This window comes from Caballeronia fortuita, assembly GCF_001544835.2.
GTDB classification, from domain to species: Bacteria; Pseudomonadota; Gammaproteobacteria; order Burkholderiales; family Burkholderiaceae; genus Caballeronia; species Caballeronia fortuita.
The window spans coordinates 110,676-130,495 of the sequence record NZ_FCNX02000012.1; the positions used below are offsets into that span (position 1 = coordinate 110,676).

Genomic DNA, 19,820 nt, shown 5'->3' on the forward strand with positions numbered 1-19,820 from the left:
CTGCAGTCGTCTCGGCGCTAGCACGACGGTGCTCGTTTCACGCTTGACTGTCCGCCAAGGCCCGCTGGGCGCGGGCTGACATTCACCGCCCGTCCGCGTGAGTGCCGAAGATCTATGTCCCGTTTCTTGGGGCCGGAGCGGCAGCGAACGGCCGGGCCGTAGGCCGCACAACGGGACCTACCTGAGCGTCGTGTCATGGAGCGTTGACTGCGTCGGTAAAAGCGGCGAGCGCGCGTACCATTCCTCGCACTGGGATCAAAAGCCAGTCCGGTCGGTTCGCCGCTTCATAGCAGACCTCGTAGGCCGCTTTTTCAAGCGCAAACAAGTTCAGGAGATCGGGTGCGTCACTCATTACGGATGCGGTCACCTCCGTTCCGCGCGCGTCCTGATACGCGCGCAGGAAGCCCTTTTCCGCAGCGCTGATCGGCGCATGGAGAATCGCTGCGCCGTCAGCCCTATTTTCCTCTTTGGCCGCGAATGCCGCCGCATAATCGATCGATCTGAGCAGGCCGGCCACGTCCTTCACCGCGCTTGACTTCGCACGGCGCGATTCGATCGGCCGCGCGGGCTCGCCTTCAAAGTCGATGATGTAAGCATCCGTGCCCGACCACAGCACCTGTCCGAGATGGAAGTCGCCGTGGATGCGGATCTTCAATGCGCCCGAGTCACCGAACTGCGCGCGGCGAACGGCTTCGACGATCTCCGATCGCGCATCAACGATGCGGGAGACGAGCGGATCATCGCAAGACAAGAGAACATCGACTGCGCGCTCGAATTGTTCAATCGCCGCGAGCAACTTCGGGATCGAAGGCAGCGTCGTCATGTGCCTTCGACAGCACGGCGTGCAACTACGCCCAGACGCCCACCGACGACCTCCACTTCGCGCGCGGCGGGCTCCGGCCTGAAATCGAGCGTGCCGTTTTCCTCCGAAGCGCTCGCCGCTCCTTGACTCGTCTGGCCAAGCAGGGAACGGATGAACGCGGGCATAAAGAACGCGTCGCTCAGAATGCCACGGCGCCCGTCGCCAAGCACCGCCACGATGGCCATGTCACGCATCGGAGTACGCTCGGCGTCACCGCCAGCGTCACCGTCCCATGAAACCGCCAGCGGCAAGGCGTAGCGTTCAACGCTGCGTCGAGTGCGACTTCGATCTGGGCGAGTACAGCAAACTCGTCGATGGCGGCCGGGTCGGCGAGCTTGAGCGATCGGATTGCTTGGTTTTTTGTCGCGAACCAGCGACGCCGCGCGAGATAGTTCGGCAGGATCTGTTGCTCGAGAACCGCGCGGTTTTCGGGCGACAGAACGTCGGCAAGTCGATCGGCAACGATCTCCTCCCGTGCCTCATCGATCAGGCCCGCGTCGCCACGAGCCTGCGCCCAGTGTCGATCCGGATCGCCATCGGGTCGACCGGCCGCTTCCCACATGTAGTACGCCCGGAGGCGTAGTTCGTCGTCGTTCATGTCTGTTCACTCCGCTCGACTCAGTGTCATCAGCACGTTCAAGCCGGCGATGGCGCACGATCCGGTCCCGCCGAGAACCGATCCAAGTAATGGCACGGTGGAGAGAGGCGGAGATCCCCGGGACACGGCCGGGACACCGCATAGTGCGCGGGAACCGGTTCGGAACGCCGCACGGGCGAGGCGCTCCTCGCATCAATAGCGACCTCGCTGATCTCAGGAGTCCGCAAGTGAAGACCTCAGCCGGTCGGACGCGCGTGCTAAGCCTGTCCGACCGAGGCAGAATCGAAGCCGAGCGTACCCCAGGTTCTGGAAGGTACGTCCGTCAACGTCGCGAGCACCAAGTAGACAGGCTCAAATAAAGGTACTGATGGCACCTCGATCACCTCGCGCTGGTGATCAGGCCCCGTCGGCTTTCTTTCCTGACTGTGGAGATTGCCGTGGCGCTTCGGTGTCAAGCAAAGTTGTCCGGGCGCCTGCCACTATGGAAGGAATTGCAGCCGCAGAAGGGGCCGGCCAGACGACTTGCTCGGCAAGCAAACATCGCAAGTCCACTTGTTCAAATCATCTACTATGATTGGTGTACCCAGAATGCGAACCTCTTCGTCGCGAGGCACCTATGCAATCGTCCATCACCGAAGAACAGATTAGAACTGTGGCTTATCGGCTCTGGGAGGAAGCCGGGTGCCCTGAAGGCCAAGCCGACGAGTTCTGGGAACGCGCTCGGCAAGAACTCGGCGTGAATGGGCCTACTAACAATGCTCGAGCGATTGAACCCGCTGAAGAACTAGACGCACGCGGTTCCCCGGATGGGGCGTAATCGCGGAGCCGTGCCGCAGATCGCCATGTGCTCCGCGCCGGCCGGTGGTCGGCTTCAGCGACGCGTGGACTTTGATCGATCGTCACCGACTCGCCGCCGCGCGGCTCGCCACCGAGACGGGCAGTCATTGGGTCCACAGGAACCGAAGCGGCAAACAAGCCGGTGCGCTGTTCCTCTGCTGCACGGCAGAGTTAGATCAACAAGAAGGAGTGGACTTATTGGAAGCGCGATCATTGGAACTGGCATACCGAGGCACGCCCCAATCGTCTCGGCCGGACTACCATTGTTGCGCCGCCCACTCTGCCCCAGGAAGCGGCCGGTGATCGATTTCGGCCATTGCGTACAGGAAGACGAAGCGGAGCCCTTCGATGGGTCACGGGAAATCGCCCAGGACGCGGTTGCGCGGGTTATGCCATCGGGTGCGCGAATAACGAGCGTGACGGCAAGCATCACGTTGTCTCCAACAAGGTCCCGCGCGAACACCACTCTTTCGCATCGCATCTCGGCCCATTGTATGACGCTCGTCCTAACCGAACTTGCTAGCGGCTGCCGCATTGCTTAAACGATACGCACCGACGGCGTCATCTGCTTGCAAGCCGGACAGCGGTTCGCCTTTCCGGTAGAACGCGTCGGTTTCCACCGCATACCGTGCTATTTGGAAAGCTGACTCTAGTCAAAACATCCGGTTTATTGTTGCTTCTTAGGAAACACGCTGCCGAGGCAAGAGGACTGCATCTCGAAGGTCGGCGCTACGAAGAGCTAGATTCGCGCGCGCAGCTGCAGCATGCGCTTCAATCCGCTAGTACGGGCGTGCAAAGCAGGAAGGGTGGCAGCGGCGATCACTAGCGGGGCGACTCAGATCGCCAGCCGGCCTCCGGGATCCTTTGCCCTTAGACCGTATTGCCCGAGTTTCGAGGCGAGATGGTGAGCGACTCGGTTGCCAAAGAAGTACAGAAGCCGGTGACCGCAGACGAGTCGGTAGCCGTCCGGGCGGGCATCTTTCGGTTATCATGCGCCTTGTCGCAGCGGGCGTCGCCAGTTTGCAAAGGCAGCATAACATCGCCCACTCGCACGCCAGGACAACGCCCGGGAGAAGCGCATTGTCTCATTCAATAGTTGCGTTGCTGGTGTTCTTGGTCGTTTCGCTTAGCGCGCTGCTCGGTCTCTATATCAGTACGCGCTTGCCCGATCACCATCTCAGCGACGACTCGATGAGTGCCATCAAACTCTCGATCGGCTTGGTCGCGACAATCGCGGCGCTCGTCCTCGGTCTGCTCATTTCTTCGGCGAAAAATTCCTTCGATGCGGTCAACAACGCCCTGATCCAGAACGCGGCGAACATGATTCGCCTTGACAGTGTGCTTTCGCAATACGGACCCGAAACCGGGCCGTTGCGGCAAACGCTGAAGCGCAACTACGCGGACTGGATCGCGTTGATCGCATCGAACGACGCGACGCGCGACGCGCGGCTCGACAGCCCCGCGATTATCGGGCGCATGGAAGAGTTCGGCCGCGGCATCGAGAGTCTTCAAGCGGCCAACGACACTCAACGAGATCTTAAAACGCGCGCCAAACAAATCGCCGATGACGTTTTCACTGCGCGATCCCTAGCGCTGCTGCGGCGGGAAGGCACACTGCCGCGCACGCTGATGTTCGTGCTCGTGTGTTGGCTTGCGGTGATCTTCGGGACTTTCGGTGTGCTGTCGCCGCGCAACGGCACCGTCATCTTTGCATTTTTGATTTGCGCGCTCTGCGCATCCGGGGCGATTTTCGTAATCCTAGAAATGGATACGCCGCTCGATGGCGTCATCCGGGTATCGACGCGCGCCATGCGCGAAGCCCTCGAACGTCTGGGCCGGTGACGCGCGCCGTCCGGCGCTTCCCAATGACCTGTTGAGCGACGAGCCGAAGCGTCGAAGTCTTGCCTCGCCGCATAGGCGCGAACTTTCAAGAGCGCCGCCGCCTTCCTGGCGAGTCATCGGCGCGATGGGGCTCGCGATCACGACGCGGATATTTCCAACCGTGCCGGCCACTTTGTCCGCACGTGCACTATTAGCGTGGCGACGCTGCATTTTGTGCTCGTTTGTCGCCCTGTGGAGTAGCGAGTGCATCGTCGCATGAAGAGTCGGCAGTGACCGGCTATGCGGCGTTGCCAGCGTCGCCTTAGGAATGTCGGCAAGGGGTTCGCTAACGACCCGCTCGCGCGAGCCCGTCTAAATGGACGCACCGGATAGCGCCAGTGTCACTTGTGGGTGTATGAATTTGTTGATCATTCAGGTGGGGCCTGCCGCGAGGCGCCGGTAACGTCGGCGATCCGTTCGGCCGCCGAATTTGCCCGCAACCAGCACCAATGCCGGCAATGGCCGAAAGGGCGATCGGTCGCACTGGTGCAGCCAAGCAGTACACAGACACCAGTGCTAAGTGAAGCCTAAACCGCTAAAGCATTAGCCATTTCGTCCGCGGGCAAGACGCGGTCTCATCCGCTGAGCTTTGCGCCGCAGAATGCATCATCGGCGCGCCGCGCCGGTCGAAGCAGCTTTAATGGGCAAGAGAGCGCTCACCCTCGGCTAATTCTTTGCGCCTACATTTCACTTGCCTAGACACGCTGAACCGAGCAGCCTTAACCACTCGATCGGACCGCCATTCGTTGATGTTCGGGTTTGCGTTCATCTCCCAGTTCAAAGGAAACGACCATGCTTGCTCCGCAGAGACCGCTCCAGTCCCAGTTGAAACACACTGATCTTTTTCGCCCCATTTCCTCATCCCTGAAAGACAGCATTCTTGAACCTTACAAGCAGGAGTGCGTATATATTAAGGAGGCGTTCCGGGACGTCACGCAGGACAAGTCGTTGGTGACAATCGCCGAAGTGTGTGTGCCTGTGACGTTCTATGGATCTGAGACGGGTCACTTCAACGCCGTGGAGTCGCTGCTTTGCCTGAACCAACTCGCCTTTCTCGCAATTGCTGAGCTCATCGTCGATGACGAGCCGCACGAGCTCCGCAAATCAATTAGGACGACATCAATTCATGTATTCAAGGAACACGTTCTTACTAGGACGTTCATTACTTCTGTTCGAATGCAGTACCGGCGTACGCTAGACGGCAAAAATACCTTCATGCGCCTCGCATTCACCGCAGCGAGAAAACGTGCTGGCGTGATATTCCTGGCATCGGAATTTGCGTTCATCGACGGCTCTTCTACTTTCGAGGCACGGCCTGCGTTTATGGGCGACGCGACTTTCGCCATGCCCGACATTTGAGCGTTGCCGCTCGGGCGACAAGACCATAAAGATTGCCGATCCGCAGGCTATCCTTGAGTCGGACGGATTCGACTGCCACCACCGCGTGCGCCATGCGAACCAATGTGACAGCGTCGCGGCCTATGCGAGCTCGTACACGGAAGATGCGTGATGGTGCGTCCGGGATCAGTTGCAGAACTGTCGGTGGTTCTCCTCGAATGATTCGTGCGCCGATCAAGTTATGCTGGTTTGCTGAGCATCGGCAGCCTTGGCTAGTTGTCCCCGTTCCGAAGTCGAGCTACATCGGTCCACAGTGCGTGGCCAGGTCGGTCAATCGTCGATGATGCTGGTCGAGCCGCCGAACGACAGTTCCTGGTGGACCACGTCTCACGCCAGCGCGGGGGTGTCCAGCGCCGTTGATAACTTGCTATGCCGCCCACCGTGCCACCTCAGCTCGAGTTTCGCGGTAGCAGCTTCGCGTCTCGCTGCGCTCAGGTCGGCGCCCAGCAACTCCTGCCAATCCCGTTGCAAGCACTTCTTCCAACGCATCGTTCTTGAGCGCCTTCATTGGGCCTCGGTCGCCGCCAGTAATCGCTTCCGCTGGCGGCCGGTTCCGCTACGCTGGGTCGAGACCATGGCGTGAGCCCTTCCGAGGGTAGTTCACGCGGTGGGTGGCGAAAAGGCCTGCAAAAGGGTCGACGGAAGATACACCGACTTGTCCCGGAGCCTTGCGCTGGCGCCGTTGGCCGAGACTGTTACGTGGGTATGGCGTCACGCGGCTCAAATTGCATCCACGTAAAGATCCGCCTCGGCGGTCATTCCGCTTGAAAGCGTCCACTTCCCGTCGCTGAAGACAATCTCATCATCGAAACGGATCGTCGGTCGCGCGAGAATGAAATCGGTGTGCAAACGGCAGTTCCAGTCCGGATACGCGCCTTTCTTAACGGGTGAGCCGATGCCCAGATGAAATCCGGCAACGCGCTCATTGATTAACGACCGGAAAGGAACGAAACGTGAGATTGTTTGGTTCGTACCGAGGCCGATTTCACCTACCCTGTTAGCGTTCTCGATTTCAAACAACTTCTTGCACAAACTGTCGATCAGAACATCCTTGCACGAGTAATCAGTCACACGTCCTTCGCTTATTTGCAGAACAACTTCCCTACCGTCCAGTCGCGGATCGAATTCGAACGGATAGCTCATGTTGATCGCACCATCGGCGACCAAGACGCCTTCGATGTCCGCCGAGTACGTGCTGACCTCGCCACAGGGAAACACACCGGGAAACGGTGCGCGAAAATCTCCATGATTGCTCGTCCAACTAGCCAGCGAATCAGGGCGCACCACCAGATCGGTCCCCGTGTCGCTCGTGATGGTAATCTTCGAGCATGCTTTTGCGCAGGCTAAAACTCTTGTATTTAGATTCTGCAATTCGTCTTTCGACATACGGAAACATAGTTCGAACAATTCGTATCCGAAATCGAACAGGCGGTACACGGTTGTCCTGCCGACATAGTCTTGCAGACCTGTAAGAAGCTGCTTTCTATGAATGCTCTTGGTTTTGCTGACGTAGAGAACGACATCGTATCCTGCCATGTCGTCAAAACAAAAGGTCGACTGCTCATCGACCGCTTCAGCGTTCACATCGACAGATTCCTGACCACACAGGGCGACGAAATCCGAAAGCGCTGTTTGCGCCGCCAGATCGGCCGCGTCCAGGTTCCAGCGTATGAGTAGTCTGGAGCCAGCGCCGAGCCTCAGATAGTCGAGGATGAGCATGCGCATTCCTTCGGCTACATGCGGGCGCTGTTCGAGATGATGTTGCATGGTCGATGCCTTACAAAAGATGGGGGATAGAGCCTCGGTCACACTGGACCACCGTGCTTGCCCGTCCGTCACGCCTACTGCATTCCGAGCGCGTGCATGCAGTATCGGCATCGAGCAGCACGGTGGACTCAATGCACCATCGTTAGTCGTCGCCGACGGATGCGAACAACCAGCTCGACGGATAGGCACCCTCAGCGGCGCCTACGACTGCTGTCTGAATTTGACGGACAGCATCATCTACAGACTGAGGTCTTGAAGCAGCGAACTGCGCGCCTTGCGCAACTGCCCCACCGGTTTGTCCCATACTGAGTTCATTCCACATGATTCACCTCTCTAGATTGTGCAACGCCGAATACGTTCGGCAGACCAGGACCGCCCATGTCAGCGGGCGGCCTTATACCCCGAATCGGGGAGGCTCGTTCGGTGCGGATCAAAACCGTCCGAAGAAGTCTGGAATGGAGTTTCCCTTGTTTCAATTAGCAGAGAATTATGCGATCTACGTGCAACGTTGACGTGGCGCGCGGATGAGATTGCTGCCGTCGCGAAGTCCTTTGTCCGGTTTCGGGCTCAGGATTCAATCCAAGACCAATTGACATTGCACCGATGCTTCGTGCCCGCTGAAGTTCATTGAAAGTGAGGTGGCGCGACGCGAAGTATGGAGGGTCGACTCCCCCTGCTGGCGAAGATGTCTTAGGTCGCGCAGGCGACTGTTCGCAGCGGCCTCCGAATATCAACAAGGTCACAGTGCTGTTTGGTTCGATGCGAAAGTGTTTTCGAAGCGACATAAGTTGGCAACGTTCGTGGCATCGACCGGACGTCCAACTCAGCCATCCGATGACTTGCGCACCCCCGGAAAGGAGCGCAGTGGCTTCTCATCGAGAATAATTTGTGGCTAATTCAACGTCGATACGATGCCCAGGCAGCCTTAAACTCAATAACCATCAAGGAGTATTAAATGACACTCGTTAAATGCATCGCAGCCTCCGTATGTGCTCTCGCCATCGGAGCGTCCACAGTGGCCCGCGCTGCCGAACAGAAAATCGCGCCAGCCAAGATGACGTGCGCGGACTTCGTTCAGGTGGATGAAGCGTATAAGCCGGCGCTCGTTTACTGGGTTGCAGGCGTCGACAAGCTCGGTGTGACAGGCACCGAAACGACCGTCGTCGATACCATGCAGCCCGTCGCCGCCACCGTCGCGCAGGAATGTCAGAAGGACCCGCAGACCAAGTTCATGACGAAGGTTCGCTCGATGATCAAATCGAAGCAGATTGCACTGTTTGACCACCATTAATGATTTATCGAGGGTAGGACCGAGCAGGCCCCGCGAGACGCTGAGCGCCGAGCGGGAAAAAAGCATTGCTTCGGACGCGCCAGCGATGACAGCTGGTGCATCCTGGTCCCGATGTCGCCCGAGTTGTATGCTGCAGGCTTCGTTAACAAATGCGCTCACACTGTCTGCCTGCGAGGGGCGAATCTAGTTTCTCCGAGCAGTCGTTGAAGGACCACAAACCTGCGTGGTTTCTCCGACGTTTCTCAGAAAAACCGTGTAGGCGGCGGATCTGAGCCTCCGCGATAGATGCGACGCGCCACGGGACCGCAGACTGGGCCAATTACTAAGCGAGTTCCTTAACGGCTCTGGCATAAAAAATGCGTCAATGACACACTTTTGTCCATACCATCCGCGCACCGTTCCCCATGAGCAACGACATCTCCCGCGCCGCGAGCTTTGGCACAGCATGGCTTCAACTGTGGGCCGGGTCCACTGACGACTACTCCATTTTCGCCCTTTCGCCCGACGGCATCGTCATGACGTGGAACCCGGGGGGCGAGCGTATCCAAGGCTACAGGGCTGACGAAATTATAGGGCAGTCGTTCTCCGCGTTTTACACAGACACCGAACGCGCCTCGGGCGCGCCCGAGGCCGCACTCGAAGCCGCGGCCAGTTCAGGTCGCTATGTTAGTGAAGGATGGCGTCTGAGAAAGGACGGCACGCGGTTCTGGGCCCATGTCGTCATGACAGCACTTCGTGACAGCGCCGGTCAGCTCCTGGGCTATGGAAAGGTGGTTCAGGATGTCAGCGATAAGAAGGCCGCGCACGATGCGGTGCTGCAAAGCGAGCGGAGCTTTCGCCTGTTGGTTCAGGGTGTCATCGACTATGCCATCTTCATGCTCTCGCCCGACGGCCGGGTCACAAGCTGGAATTCCGGCGCCCGGCGGATCAAGGGATACAGCGAACGCGAGATCGTGGGCTCGCATTTCTCCAGGTTCTACACCCCCGAGGACGTCGCCGCCGGAGTGCCGTTTCGCGGGCTGGAAACGGCAAGACGCGAAGGCCGTTTCGAGGCGGAAGGTTGGCGCGTACGCAAGGATGGCAGCCGCTTCTTCGCACACGTCGTCATTGACGCGATCCGCGAGAATGGTGAGCTCGTCGGGTTTGCGAAGGTCACCCGGGACATCACCGAGCGTCGGCGTGCCGCGGAACTTCTTGAACAGACGCAGCGCGCTTTGTTCCAGGCGCAGAAAATGGAAGCGTTGGGAAAACTGACCGGCGGGGTGGCACACGATTTCAACAATGTCCTGCAGGTACTACGGGGAAACTTGGAACTGCTGGAAAGCAGGTACGGACGGGACAACTGGAGCGCCGAGCGTTTGGGCAAGGCGATCGACGCCGTGGATCGCGGCGCGAAACTGGCCTCGCAGCTGCTCGCCTACGGACGTCAGCAACCACTGGCGCCACTTGTCATTAATCCCGCGCGCCAGCTCCGCGCACTAGACGACCTGTTGCGCCGGGCGCTGGGCGAGACGATTGAAATCGAGTCCGTTGTCGCGGGCGGTCTCTGGAACATCATAGTCGACCCGCATCAGCTGGAAAACGTGATTCTCAATCTGGCTATCAATGCACGCGACGCGATGCCGGACGGAGGGAAGCTTACGCTCGAACTCGCCAACGCGACGCTGGATGACGAATACGTCTCGACGGTCCCTGACGTCAAGGCCGGACAGTATGTCATGCTGGCTGTTACGGATACGGGGACCGGCATGAGCCGGGAAGTGATGGAGCGCGCTTTCGATCCGTTCTTCAGCACGAAACCGGAAGGCGAAGGTACTGGCCTCGGACTGAGCATGGCATACGGATTTGTCAAGCAGAGCGGCGGGCACATCAAGCTCTACAGTGAGACCGGCGAAGGAACGACTGTCAGGATCTATTTACCTCGCTCGACCGGTACGGCAGTGGAATTCCCGCCGCGCGCGAGGGGCAGTGTGAAGCACGGCGAAGAGACCATTCTCGTGGTTGAGGACGATCCGCAGGTCCAATCGACGGTTGTCGAGCTTCTTACGGGTTTGGGCTACGCTGTGTTGAAGGCCAATGACGCCGAGCAGGCACTGGCTGTCGTCGCGAGCGGCGTGCACATCGATCTGTTATTTACGGACGTGGTCATGCCGGGGTCGTTGCGTAGCCCCGACATGGCCAGGCAAGCCACCCAGATGCTCCCCGGACTCAAGGTACTCTTCACTTCAGGCTACACACAGAATGCTATCGTCCACGGCGGCCGGCTGGACCCGGGCGTGGAACTGCTCAGCAAACCGTACAGCCGTCAGCAGCTTGCGACGAAGGTGCGGCAGGTGCTCGGCGAAAGCGATCGCAAGGTCATCGAACAACCGATGGCCGAGTCCGACGATGATCCTTGTGCTCCGGTCCAGCGCCTTGAAGATTTGCGGGTGCTTGCAGTAGATGATGACCCGGCGTCGCTCGACGCGCTTTGTGAACTGTTGCAGCTGCTGGGCATCGGCGCACGGCGCGCGGAAGACGCCGCCGTAGCACTCGAAGTGCTCAAAGCCGGCGACATTGATGTTCTTCTCACGGACGTCGTCATGTCCGATATGTCCGGCCTGGAACTGGCGCGCCGCGCAGCGGCCATGAAACCAGACCTCGAGGTTATTTTTGCTTCCGGCAACACCCTCCCGGAGCAAGAGACCTTGCAATTCGAATGGTCGGCGCTGCGCAAGCCCTATTCGCTTGCGCAGTTGCAGGATACGCTGCAGTCCGCCAGTAGCCGTCACGCAAAGCAGAAAGCCGGCAGAGGCGATCACGCCAGGATCCGCGCCTCAGATGATAAGCCGGCATCTAGCTCTTAATGCGCTTGGACCGACGTTGCTCCGAAGCGTCCTGACCAAAGAGGGCTACGCGCCGGATATACGAAGTCTCGAAAACGGTAAAACGGATCGCCGACTTGCCTCCTTTAAGGTCACAGGACGGGACAGGATGTGAGGTTCAGCGAGTCGAGCAGGATCGGCCTAGAGACGAAACGAACGCGGCGGGTATTGCGCACGGGCGCGATCCGTAGGTCCGGCCGCTGCGCAAGGGTGCGGATGTAGACTCGGACTTCTCGCGGTCCTTTCTCTTTTGCTGGTCGGGTCAAGGTAATGTCACCGGCGATGCGCTCGGTGTAGAAGTTTCCGCTTGCGAGGGCCAAGGCTCGCATACGCCGCATCTGACGGCACAGCGCACAAACCGGCGTAACTCCGGGCTAAGAAACGCGGCATAAATTGGCGACTGAGACCGCTGGCTCTCTACCGAGAAGATACACTTCCAACCTCACTTGGTGCGTCGCAGGGTGACTAACACGACGCTACCCGACGACCCTTAACATTCACGCTATCACTTTCGCTGTTCGAGGAAACACATGCTCGCCGCGCCGTTCATTGCGCTTTTTCTTGCTGCGCCTGCTTTGTGGACGCCGGTCGCCCAATGGCTGGTACCCGTTCTGCTCGTAGTCGGATACGCGCTTGCAATGGCCAGCGGGCAAGTGACTGTTCTCTCCGCCCTACCGGTCGCTCTTCTGGTCATCGCAGCATTCTCCATCGCGCCACATCGCGAAGCGTGGGTGCGTTACACAGGACATGCGCTATTCATTGTGCTCGCCGTTGCGCTAAGTATGCACTGGGTGCCAGGCTTTCATAATCTGCGCGTCATCGACGCCCAGCGACTAGCTGGCGATGCCGTACCGTTCACGATGTATTTGAATCTTGACAAGCCCCTTATTGGATTCTGGCTGCTGCTGGCGTGTCCGTGGATTCGCCCACGTTACGAAGCGAAAGCATCGATGAAAGCAGGCATGGCAAGCTTCGTTGGTACGACCATCGCCTGTTTGCTTCTCGCCGTGGCATTAGGGCTGGTGAGATGGGAGCCAAGATGGCATTCGTTGACTTGGCTCTTCATGCTCAATAACCTGCTGCTTGTCACGTTGACTGAAGAGGCGCTATTTCGAGGTTATCTCCAAGGCGGGTTGTCACGCCTGCTCGCGCGCTTCGCGCGTGGGGACCTCGTTGCGCTGTTCATCGCGGCGATCGCGTTCGGGCTGGCCCACTTCGCCGGCGGCTGGCAATGGATGGTACTCGCAAGCGTGGCGGGCGTCGGTTATGGCCTAGCCTATCGCTTTGGCGGCCTGAGTGCCGCCATCCTCGCGCACTTTGGCTTAAATGCCGTGCATTTCCTCTTTTTCACTTATCCGATGCTTCAGGCGCACGCGGCTACATAGATCACCCCGGTCCTCCCGCATCACAAGGAAGACAATACGGCTGAGATATGCGTCGATCCGTCCTTCATTCGCACGCGACCCGACGGAGTCACCAAAGTCCAGACGCCCGTGCAGTTACGATAGCGATGATGTCTCGCGCTGGCAGAACGCTGGCCGCGCGCAGGGCGCGGCAAGTACCCGCGGCTCGTCGAGTTCTCGGAACGACGATTGTGCTCCGAGGTGCTCGTCCTGCGACGGCCATGGGCACGAGCGAGAAGCGGCCGCTCGGTGGTCGGAATGCCCGACGAAGAAGCGCTCGTTCCGAAGTGCTCCGACTACCTACATGCATCGGATTTGATCCGTTGATACGCCCCCCTGCCCGCGCTCGCTGATCCGTGAGATTTTGGAGAGGAATTGTCACCGGGAGCCATCAAGTTTGATGTTCTGGAGATTTTGCGGCTCCGGCCGCATCTTCAAGCCGATGCGTGACTGAACGTGAGCACCATCTCCCTAAAGCGCGACGCGGCCGGACTTTGCGTCTGTGAACGCGTGACGAGGTGCAACGGCGCTCTAAACGCATCGTCGCCGGCGACGCGGCAATAGCGCACGCTTTCCTGCCGATATCGTTGCATCGACGCCGGCACCAGTGTCACGCCCCCGCCCGCCGCAACGAGGTTGATCGCGGTTACCATACGCGGCACTTCATCGACCACGCGAGGCGTGAAGCCGCGCGCCTCGCAGGCACGGATGAAATCCGCGTACATACCCGGCGCGCCCGGCCGTCGAACGAAGATGAACGGCTCGCCGGCGAGCGCGTCCAGCGCTATCGCGCGCGCGCCGATCAGCACATGTCCAAGTGGCAGCACCAACCGCATGCGCTCCTGCGCCAACAGTTCGAAACGCAAATCGGCGGGCGTTTCGGTGGGCTTGCGCAATATCGCCGCGTCGACCTGCCCGTTCGACATCATCTCGATGATCTCTGCCGCGTTGACCTCGCTCAGTTCGATCGAGATATCCGGATGCGTCTGCCGGAATGCCCGGATCGCCGTGGTCGCGAGCGGATGAAACGCCGCCGAGCTTGTGAGCGCGATACGCACCCGCCCGACTTGCCCCTGCGACACGCGCCGCGCATGCGCCACGCCCTGCTCCAAGGTGCGCAAGGCCGCGCGCGCATGCTCCGCAAGCGACTGGCCCGGCGCGGTGAGTTCTACGCCGCGCGGCTGACGCAGGAACAGCGCGAAGCCTAATTCCTGCTCGAGTTCCTGAATCTGCTGCGACAGCGGCGGTTGCTGCATGTGCAAGCGTGCCGCCGCGCGGGTGAACTGCCCCTCCTCCGCTACGGCGAGGAAGTAACGCAAATGGCGCAATTCCATGGCATTCGCTCTGTGAGATATCCATTGGATATGGTCACCCTATCCGATATGTATTTTACATTTGCCGGCGCGCTTCTTATGCTTGCATCACTCGAAAAGGTAGGGGAGACAAAAATGCACACCGTGTTGAACACGGGCGCGCCGCTCGCCGCCGCGCCGCCGATGTCGAACTCGCAAGTGCGCAGCGCCGTGCTGGCGTCGGTCATCGGCAACGGGCTCGAATGGTTCGACTTTCTCATCTACGGCTATTTCGCCAAGACCGTCGCGCATGTGTTCTTTCCGGTCGGTAACAGCTTTCTCTCGATCACGCTGACGCTCGCGACGTTCGCGATCGGCTTCATCGTGCGGCCGCTGGGCGGCATCGCGATCGGCGCGTGGGCCGATCGTCACGGACGGCGGAAGACGCTTTCGATGCTGATTCTGTTGATGGCCGCCAGTACATTGCTGATGGGTCTCACGCCGGGTTACGCGAGCATCGGCATTGCTGCGCCCTTGCTGGTGCTCTTCGCGCGCGTGCTGCAAGGCTTGTCGGTCGGCGGTGAATTCGCGACCGCCGCCGCGATGCTCACCGAATATGCGCCGCCTGGCCGCAAGATGTTCTTCGGCAGTTTTCAGATGACATCGCAAGCGGTCGCGCTGCTGCTGTCGTCGTCATGCGGCTATCTGCTGACGACGCATCTCTCCAGCGACGCGCTCACTTCGTGGGGCTGGCGCGTGCCGTTTCTGCTCGGCGCGCTCGTCGGCCCGATCGGGTTCTATATTCGCCACAGGGTCTCCGAATCGCCGGAATTCGTGCAGTTGCGACAGCAACTCGGCCACGCGCCGCGTCAGTCGTTGCGCGCGTTCTTTCGTGAACGCGGCGATGCGGCGCTGTGTGCAATGGGCGTCATCATCGTCGGCACGGCAACCAACTATCTGTGGCATTCGTATATGCCGCTGTATGTCGAACGGCAGTTGCATCTGCCGCTGGAGAACGCACTGCTCGGCACGGCCATTTCAGGTTTGATCGGCATCGTTGGCTATCCGCTGGCGGGCAGGCTCGCGGATCGCTTCGGCGCATATCGGCTGTTCTTTCCGATCACGATTCTGTGGATCTGCGCGGCGTGGCCGTTGTTCTCCTGGGTGCTCGCCGCGCCCACGCCCGAGCGCGTATTCGCCGCGCAGATGATCGCCACCGTCGTATTGAGTTTGATGTCGGGCGCGCATCCCGGCATGTTGACGCAACTGTTCCCGACCGCGACGCGTTCGATGGGCGTCGCGCTTTCGTACAACATCGCCGTGACGTTGTTCGGCGGGCTCGCGCCGCTGACGGTATCGACGTTGATCGGCGTGTCCGGGTCGCGCATGGTGCCTGCGTGGTATCTGATGTTCGCGGGCATCGTGTCGCTGCTGCTCGTGGGACTGAGTGCATCGGGACGGCGGCTGTGCCGCGAGCCGAATCTGTGGCTGAAGGACGGCGCGCATTCATGACAATGCCCGAGAACGGAGCGCGTCCGCGCAACGAAGCGCCGGTGCGCGTGGTCGGCGCTGCGCGCTTTCGCATCTCGACGCCGCGAGGCGCCGGCTGCGTGCCGGTGTTCTTCGGCGGCGCATCGGATAGGGCGTCGATCGAGCGCGTCGTCATCATGCTGCACGGTCGCCTGCGCGATGCCGATGCTTATCTGCGCACAGTCGAACGCGCGCTGTATGCATCGTCCGTGGCACGCGAAACGACGCTACTCGTTGCGCCGCAATTTCTCGCGACCGCCGATGTAGAGCATCACGCGCTCGATGCCGGCACGCTGCATTGGGAGTGGACCGCATGGATGGGCGGCCTCGATGCGCGCGGTCCGAACGCGCTGAGTTCGTTCGATGTGCTCGACGCGTTGATCGCGCATTACGCGCATTGCGCGCGCTATCCGGCGATACGCGACATCGTGATCGCGGGACATTCGGGCGGCGCGCAGGTGACGCATCGCTATGCGATCGTCGGACGCGCATCGAGCGGCGCGGCGAGGCTGCGTCATGTGATCGCGAATCCCTCGTCGTATGTGTATTTCGATGCATCGCGGCCCTATCCGGCGAGTCTTCCATGCGATGACGTGAACGACTGGAAATACGGCCTCGCCCGCTTGCCGCGCTACGCAAGCGAGAACGCGCACACGCGCGATCTCGAAGCGCATTACGCGCGCAGCGACGTGACCTATCTGCTGGGCGAACGCGATTGCGATCCGCTGCATCCCGCGCTCGATCGCACGTGCGCGGCGAATGCGCAGGGTCCGCATCGGCTGGCCCGGGGCCGAGCGTATTACGCGTATCTGCTGGCGCGGCATCACGGGTTGATGCATCGCTATCACGAAGTGCCGGAAGCGGGTCATAGCGGCGAGGCGATGTTCGGATCGGATGCGGGCATACGCGCCCTCTTCGGCGATGATGCGCGGCTCGTGCGATCCGTCGCCGGCGACGTGGGCGGCGCAAGCGAATAAGAGAAGCACTTTCAACCGGCCCGGGCGTTCGATCCGTGCCGATACAGGAGACGACCATGATCAGCAGAACGTCGGGGCGCACGCTCGCCCTCGGTGCGCTATGCGCAGCGCTTTCGATGACGATTGCCGGATGCGGCGGCGATAGTGGCGGCTCGCCCGCAGCCGTCGGGAACGTGCAAACGCAAGCGCAAACGCAAACTCAGACTCAGACTCAGACGGCATCGCAACAATGCGCCGCGCTCGCCGCCATGGCGATTCCGGCGTCATCCATCGGCGCGCCGACGAGCGGTGCGAAGATCGCGACCGCGACGCTCGTCCAAACGAGCGGCGAGTATTGCCAGGTGAACGGGGCCATCGCGCCCGTCGATCCGGCAGCGCCCGCCATCAACTTCCAGGTGAACCTGCCGACCAACTGGAACCACAAGTCGCTGCATTACGGCGGCGGCGGTTTCGATGGCACGCTCATCACCGGCGTCGCCGCGCTGGACATGGCGCCCACCGGCGCGCCGACGCCGCTCGCTTCCGGCTACGCCACGTTCGGCGACGATTCGGGACATCAGAGTTCGAGCATCACGAATGGCTCCTTCGCGGCCAACGACGAAGCGCTCGCCAACTATGGCGGCCTTAGCCTGAAGAAGACGCACGACGTTGCAATGCTCCTCATCAAGAAGCGCTACGCGCAGATGCCGGCGAAGAGTTACTTTTTCGGCAGCTCGACGGGCGGCCGCGATGGCCTCACGGAAATCCAACGCTGGCCCGGCGATTACGACGGCATTGTCGTGAACCGGCCCGCACTCAATTACACTGGCTTGCGTCTGTCGAACGTCGTGTTGGGACGCGCGCTTTATTTGCGCAACGGCGCGGGCTGGCTCGATGTCGCCAAGACCGGACTGCTGCAGAACGCCGTGATGAAGGAATGCGATACGCTCGACGGCGTGGCCGACGGAATCATCTCGAACGTCGATGCCTGCAAGCTGCACGCGCTTAAGGTGCTCGCGTCGGTGCGTTGTCCGGGCGGCAAGGATGCGGGCGATAGCTGTCTCTCCGATCCGCAACTTGCGACCGTCGTCACGATCGCTTCTCCCCTGCTGCTGCCTTATCCACTCGCCAACGGCGTGCATCGCTATGCGGGCTACAACATTCTCGCCGGCTCCGTGTTCGCCGGACCGTTCACGACGCGCGATCTCGGCGAATCGAAAACGCCGTCGAATCCCGCGAGCAAGCACGACGCGAATCAGTGGGTGACGGGCGATCAATGGGTCAAGTTCTTTGTCACCCGCGTGCCGACATTCGATTCGCTGACCTTCGATCCATACGATCCAGCCACCTACCGCTCGCGCGTGCAGACCGTTTCGGCGCTGAGCGATGCCACAAACACGGACGTCGGCGCGTTCGCAGCCAAGGGCGGCAAGATCATCATGACGCATGGCCTCGCTGACGAGATTGTCAGCACGGATTCCAGCACGGATTACTACAACGGACTGCTCGAGCGCTACGGGCGCGGCAAGGTCGACGACTTCGTGCGCTTCTATCTGATGCCCGGCGTTGGACATGGGACGGGGCCGTTTCATCCGGCAATCGATTCGCTGTCCGCGCTCGATCGCTGGGTCGAATCAGGCACCGCGCCCGAGACTTTGCAGATGAGCGACCTCAACACGGCGACGCTCGGCCGCACACGGCCGCTCTGCCGTTATCCGGCGTGGCCGCGGTTTGTCGGCGGCGACGTGAACGACGCGACGAGTTTTGCGTGTGTATACCGATAAAACATAATCGTAAAGTGCCTACGGCGCGGCAACTGGCAAAAAAGCGCATCCACGATAAGCGCCGTAAGCCCGTGCCGCCCGAAGACTCACTGTGGTTGGTTCGATCCGCGGCTTACGTCGTTTTAAGCTGCAATGTCGTCCGGCTCACGCGACAGAGATGCAGCACCTTTAACTGACACGCCAGCGCAGAACCGACGCGAGTTTTACGCAAAGCGGCCGACAGAACCGAACGTTCGGACTAGTTTTTGAGTGTAGTACCAATCTATGTCCAAAACATTGAGACGCATCTCGGCACTATGCTGAAATCGTCACGCCACGGGTGCCAAAGTGACAAGACACCTCCTCTGTGACGTCTTTAGTATTGCGTCGACTGATTAAGTGGTATCTAAGTGGACCTGCGGCGAAGACGCCGTAGTTCACAGCCGAGCGCGCTATCCGTTTCTGACTTCGGTCGCCCGCTCCCCCGATTGCCGCCCGGCGCTCAGCCGGCAATCGAGTGATGCTCTCCGAGCGCGATCCGCATGGAACCGTGTCAACGGCTGAGCCCAATATGAACTCGCGAGACTTCGCAGGAATTCTGCCATTTTCCAACTGCGTTCGTGCCGCTGGCACGAGTGAATTCGGCTTCGGCCTGCTCAAAGCAATTGAAGGCCTCGTTGAGGTCGACCATTGTGTCCTGGTTAATGTCTGGCCGCGTCACGCAGAACTGTCGGCGTTTGCAAACCGGCGCAACGGTGCAGGCGAACACCTGACCGAAGCGTATATTGGTGGGCGCTATCGCGAAGATCCACTCGTGCAGGAGTTTGTGACCTCCAGAGTCGCTGAGTTGGATAAGCCGGTCCTGCGATCGCTCATGCCGGAATGCCGATTCAACGAAGCCTACTACGAGCGCTTCTTCGTTGAACCGGGGCTCGTAGACAAGTTCTCACTCATCGTGCCCGATTCGAACAACACAGTCTTCCTGAGCTTTTATCGCTCGGTGGAGATGGGCCGTTTCAGCAACAGGGACAAAGTTCACTTTTTCGAATTTGCCGACCTACTGGCCGCGCTCGCATCCATCCACACCAGACTGCTAACAACGCCTCGGGTCTCCCGCGAGGTCTCGTTCAAGTGGCACACGATGCTATCTGAACGAGAACGGTCCGTTGCCAGATTGCTCGGCCGCGGTGAAACGGCAAAGACAGCAGGCGCGATGCTCTCGCTATCCCCGACCAGCGTTGTTACCTACAAGCAGCGTGCATTCGCAAAGCTGGGCATCGCGACACAGCGCGAACTTGTTGCACTGACGGCGTTGATGAGTTGACCCGCGACATCCCTGTCCTAGTTCAGTAGGACAGACGTGCACAATTGATCAATT

At 60.2% G+C, this 19,820-nt stretch carries 15 protein-coding genes; 10 read left to right on the forward strand and 5 right to left on the reverse strand.

Going from position 1 to position 19,820, the window contains the following annotated elements; translation table 11 throughout:
* Positions 1-193: 193 nt before the first annotated feature.
* Genes AWB77_RS22630 through AWB77_RS22640 form a run of 3 tightly spaced genes read right to left on the reverse strand, consistent with a single transcriptional unit; the run spans position 194 to position 1,460 of the window.
* Positions 194-823 (reverse strand): hypothetical protein, encoded by a 630-nt coding sequence (locus AWB77_RS22630; RefSeq protein WP_061136681.1) that lies wholly within the window; start codon positions 821-823, stop codon positions 194-196.
* Positions 820-1,047 (reverse strand): hypothetical protein, encoded by a 228-nt coding sequence (locus tag AWB77_RS22635; RefSeq protein WP_157694884.1) that lies wholly within the window; start codon positions 1,045-1,047, stop codon positions 820-822. The genes AWB77_RS22630 and AWB77_RS22635 overlap by 4 nt, the downstream gene beginning before the upstream one ends.
* Complete coding sequence (locus AWB77_RS22640) at positions 1,002-1,460, reverse strand: DUF2934 domain-containing protein (RefSeq protein ID WP_061136683.1); 459 nt, start codon at positions 1,458-1,460, stop codon at positions 1,002-1,004. Before AWB77_RS22640 ends, AWB77_RS22635 begins: the two co-directional genes overlap by 46 nt.
* A gap of 616 nt (positions 1,461-2,076) precedes the next feature.
* On the opposite strand from AWB77_RS22640, the gene AWB77_RS34660 reads away from it, so the two are divergent.
* The 3 genes from AWB77_RS34660 to AWB77_RS22650 all read left to right on the forward strand — a co-directional run bounded on the left by AWB77_RS34660 (position 2,077) and on the right by AWB77_RS22650 (position 5,537).
* Positions 2,077-2,277: a DUF2934 domain-containing protein gene (locus AWB77_RS34660; protein WP_074168940.1), complete on the forward strand. Its 201-nt coding sequence runs from the start codon at positions 2,077-2,079 to the stop codon at positions 2,275-2,277.
* 1,127 nt (positions 2,278-3,404) lie between these two features.
* Entirely contained in the window at positions 3,405-4,139 is a 735-nt protein-coding gene (locus AWB77_RS22645) for a bestrophin-like domain (protein ID WP_341844995.1), read from the forward strand.
* A gap of 831 nt (positions 4,140-4,970) precedes the next feature.
* Positions 4,971-5,537, forward strand: coding sequence for an FcoT family thioesterase (locus AWB77_RS22650; RefSeq protein ID WP_061136685.1), 567 nt, complete (start codon positions 4,971-4,973; stop codon positions 5,535-5,537).
* A 759-nt stretch (positions 5,538-6,296) separates the two neighbouring features.
* On the opposite strand, the gene AWB77_RS22655 is transcribed toward AWB77_RS22650, so the two are convergent.
* Positions 6,297-7,343: an aminopeptidase gene (locus tag AWB77_RS22655; RefSeq protein ID WP_061136686.1), complete on the reverse strand. Its 1,047-nt coding sequence runs from the start codon at positions 7,341-7,343 to the stop codon at positions 6,297-6,299.
* A 955-nt stretch (positions 7,344-8,298) separates the two neighbouring features.
* On the opposite strand from AWB77_RS22655, the gene AWB77_RS22660 reads away from it, so the two are divergent.
* The 3 genes from AWB77_RS22660 (at position 8,299) to AWB77_RS22670 (ending at position 12,883) form a co-directional block, all read left to right on the forward strand.
* A complete protein-coding gene (locus AWB77_RS22660; RefSeq protein ID WP_061136687.1) occupies positions 8,299-8,634 on the forward strand; it encodes an HdeA/HdeB family chaperone in 336 nt (111 codons plus the stop codon).
* Between the two features lie 404 nt (positions 8,635-9,038).
* Positions 9,039-11,480 (forward strand): hybrid sensor histidine kinase/response regulator, encoded by a 2,442-nt coding sequence (locus tag AWB77_RS22665; protein WP_061136688.1) that lies wholly within the window; start codon positions 9,039-9,041, stop codon positions 11,478-11,480.
* 548 nt (positions 11,481-12,028) lie between these two features.
* Positions 12,029-12,883 (forward strand): CPBP family intramembrane glutamic endopeptidase, encoded by an 855-nt coding sequence (locus AWB77_RS22670; RefSeq protein ID WP_061136689.1) that lies wholly within the window; start codon positions 12,029-12,031, stop codon positions 12,881-12,883.
* 452 nt (positions 12,884-13,335) lie between these two features.
* Here the strand turns inward: AWB77_RS22670 and AWB77_RS22675 are convergent, their stop codons facing one another.
* The gene (locus AWB77_RS22675; protein WP_061136690.1) at positions 13,336-14,235 is read right to left on the reverse strand and encodes a LysR family transcriptional regulator; all 900 of its coding nucleotides are present in this window, start codon (positions 14,233-14,235) and stop codon (positions 13,336-13,338) included.
* Positions 14,236-14,349: 114 nt separating this feature from the next.
* Between AWB77_RS22675 and AWB77_RS22680 the strand changes: the two genes are divergently transcribed.
* The 4 genes from AWB77_RS22680 to AWB77_RS22695 all read left to right on the forward strand — a co-directional run bounded on the left by AWB77_RS22680 (position 14,350) and on the right by AWB77_RS22695 (position 19,766).
* Entirely contained in the window at positions 14,350-15,705 is a 1,356-nt protein-coding gene (locus tag AWB77_RS22680) for an MFS transporter (RefSeq protein ID WP_061136691.1), read from the forward strand.
* A complete protein-coding gene (locus AWB77_RS22685; RefSeq protein WP_061136692.1) occupies positions 15,702-16,700 on the forward strand; it encodes a hypothetical protein in 999 nt (332 codons plus the stop codon). Before AWB77_RS22680 ends, AWB77_RS22685 begins: the two co-directional genes overlap by 4 nt.
* Before the next feature lie 56 nt (positions 16,701-16,756).
* On the forward strand, positions 16,757-18,463 hold the full coding sequence (locus AWB77_RS22690) for a tannase/feruloyl esterase family alpha/beta hydrolase (protein WP_061136693.1): 1,707 nt from the start codon (positions 16,757-16,759) through the stop codon (positions 18,461-18,463).
* 499 nt (positions 18,464-18,962) lie between these two features.
* The gene (locus AWB77_RS22695) at positions 18,963-19,766 is read left to right on the forward strand and encodes a response regulator transcription factor (RefSeq protein ID WP_082852730.1); all 804 of its coding nucleotides are present in this window, start codon (positions 18,963-18,965) and stop codon (positions 19,764-19,766) included.
* The last annotated feature ends 54 nt before the right edge of the window (positions 19,767-19,820 follow it).

Excerpts from the sequence above, each read along its gene's own strand:
- AWB77_RS22665 (WP_061136688.1), top strand. The coding sequence starts at position 9,039 with ATGAGCAACGACATCTCCCGCGCCGCGAGCTTTGGCACAGCATGGCTT.
- AWB77_RS22695 (WP_082852730.1), top strand. The coding sequence starts at position 18,963 with ATGCTCTCCGAGCGCGATCCGCATGGAACCGTGTCAACGGCTGAGCCC.
- AWB77_RS22630 (WP_061136681.1), bottom strand. The coding sequence starts at position 823 with ATGACGACGCTGCCTTCGATCCCGAAGTTGCTCGCGGCGATTGAACAA.
- AWB77_RS22635 (WP_157694884.1), bottom strand. The coding sequence starts at position 1,047 with ATGGCCATCGTGGCGGTGCTTGGCGACGGGCGCCGTGGCATTCTGAGC.
- AWB77_RS22690 (WP_061136693.1), top strand. The coding sequence starts at position 16,757 with ATGATCAGCAGAACGTCGGGGCGCACGCTCGCCCTCGGTGCGCTATGC.
- AWB77_RS22650 (WP_061136685.1), top strand. The coding sequence starts at position 4,971 with ATGCTTGCTCCGCAGAGACCGCTCCAGTCCCAGTTGAAACACACTGAT.
- AWB77_RS22640 (WP_061136683.1), bottom strand. The coding sequence starts at position 1,460 with ATGAACGACGACGAACTACGCCTCCGGGCGTACTACATGTGGGAAGCG.
- AWB77_RS22655 (WP_061136686.1), bottom strand. The coding sequence starts at position 7,343 with ATGCAACATCATCTCGAACAGCGCCCGCATGTAGCCGAAGGAATGCGC.
- AWB77_RS22660 (WP_061136687.1), top strand. The coding sequence starts at position 8,299 with ATGACACTCGTTAAATGCATCGCAGCCTCCGTATGTGCTCTCGCCATC.
- AWB77_RS34660 (WP_074168940.1), top strand. The coding sequence starts at position 2,077 with ATGCAATCGTCCATCACCGAAGAACAGATTAGAACTGTGGCTTATCGG.
- AWB77_RS22680 (WP_061136691.1), top strand. The coding sequence starts at position 14,350 with ATGCACACCGTGTTGAACACGGGCGCGCCGCTCGCCGCCGCGCCGCCG.
- AWB77_RS22675 (WP_061136690.1), bottom strand. The coding sequence starts at position 14,235 with ATGGAATTGCGCCATTTGCGTTACTTCCTCGCCGTAGCGGAGGAGGGG.
- AWB77_RS22685 (WP_061136692.1), top strand. The coding sequence starts at position 15,702 with ATGACAATGCCCGAGAACGGAGCGCGTCCGCGCAACGAAGCGCCGGTG.
- AWB77_RS22670 (WP_061136689.1), top strand. The coding sequence starts at position 12,029 with ATGCTCGCCGCGCCGTTCATTGCGCTTTTTCTTGCTGCGCCTGCTTTG.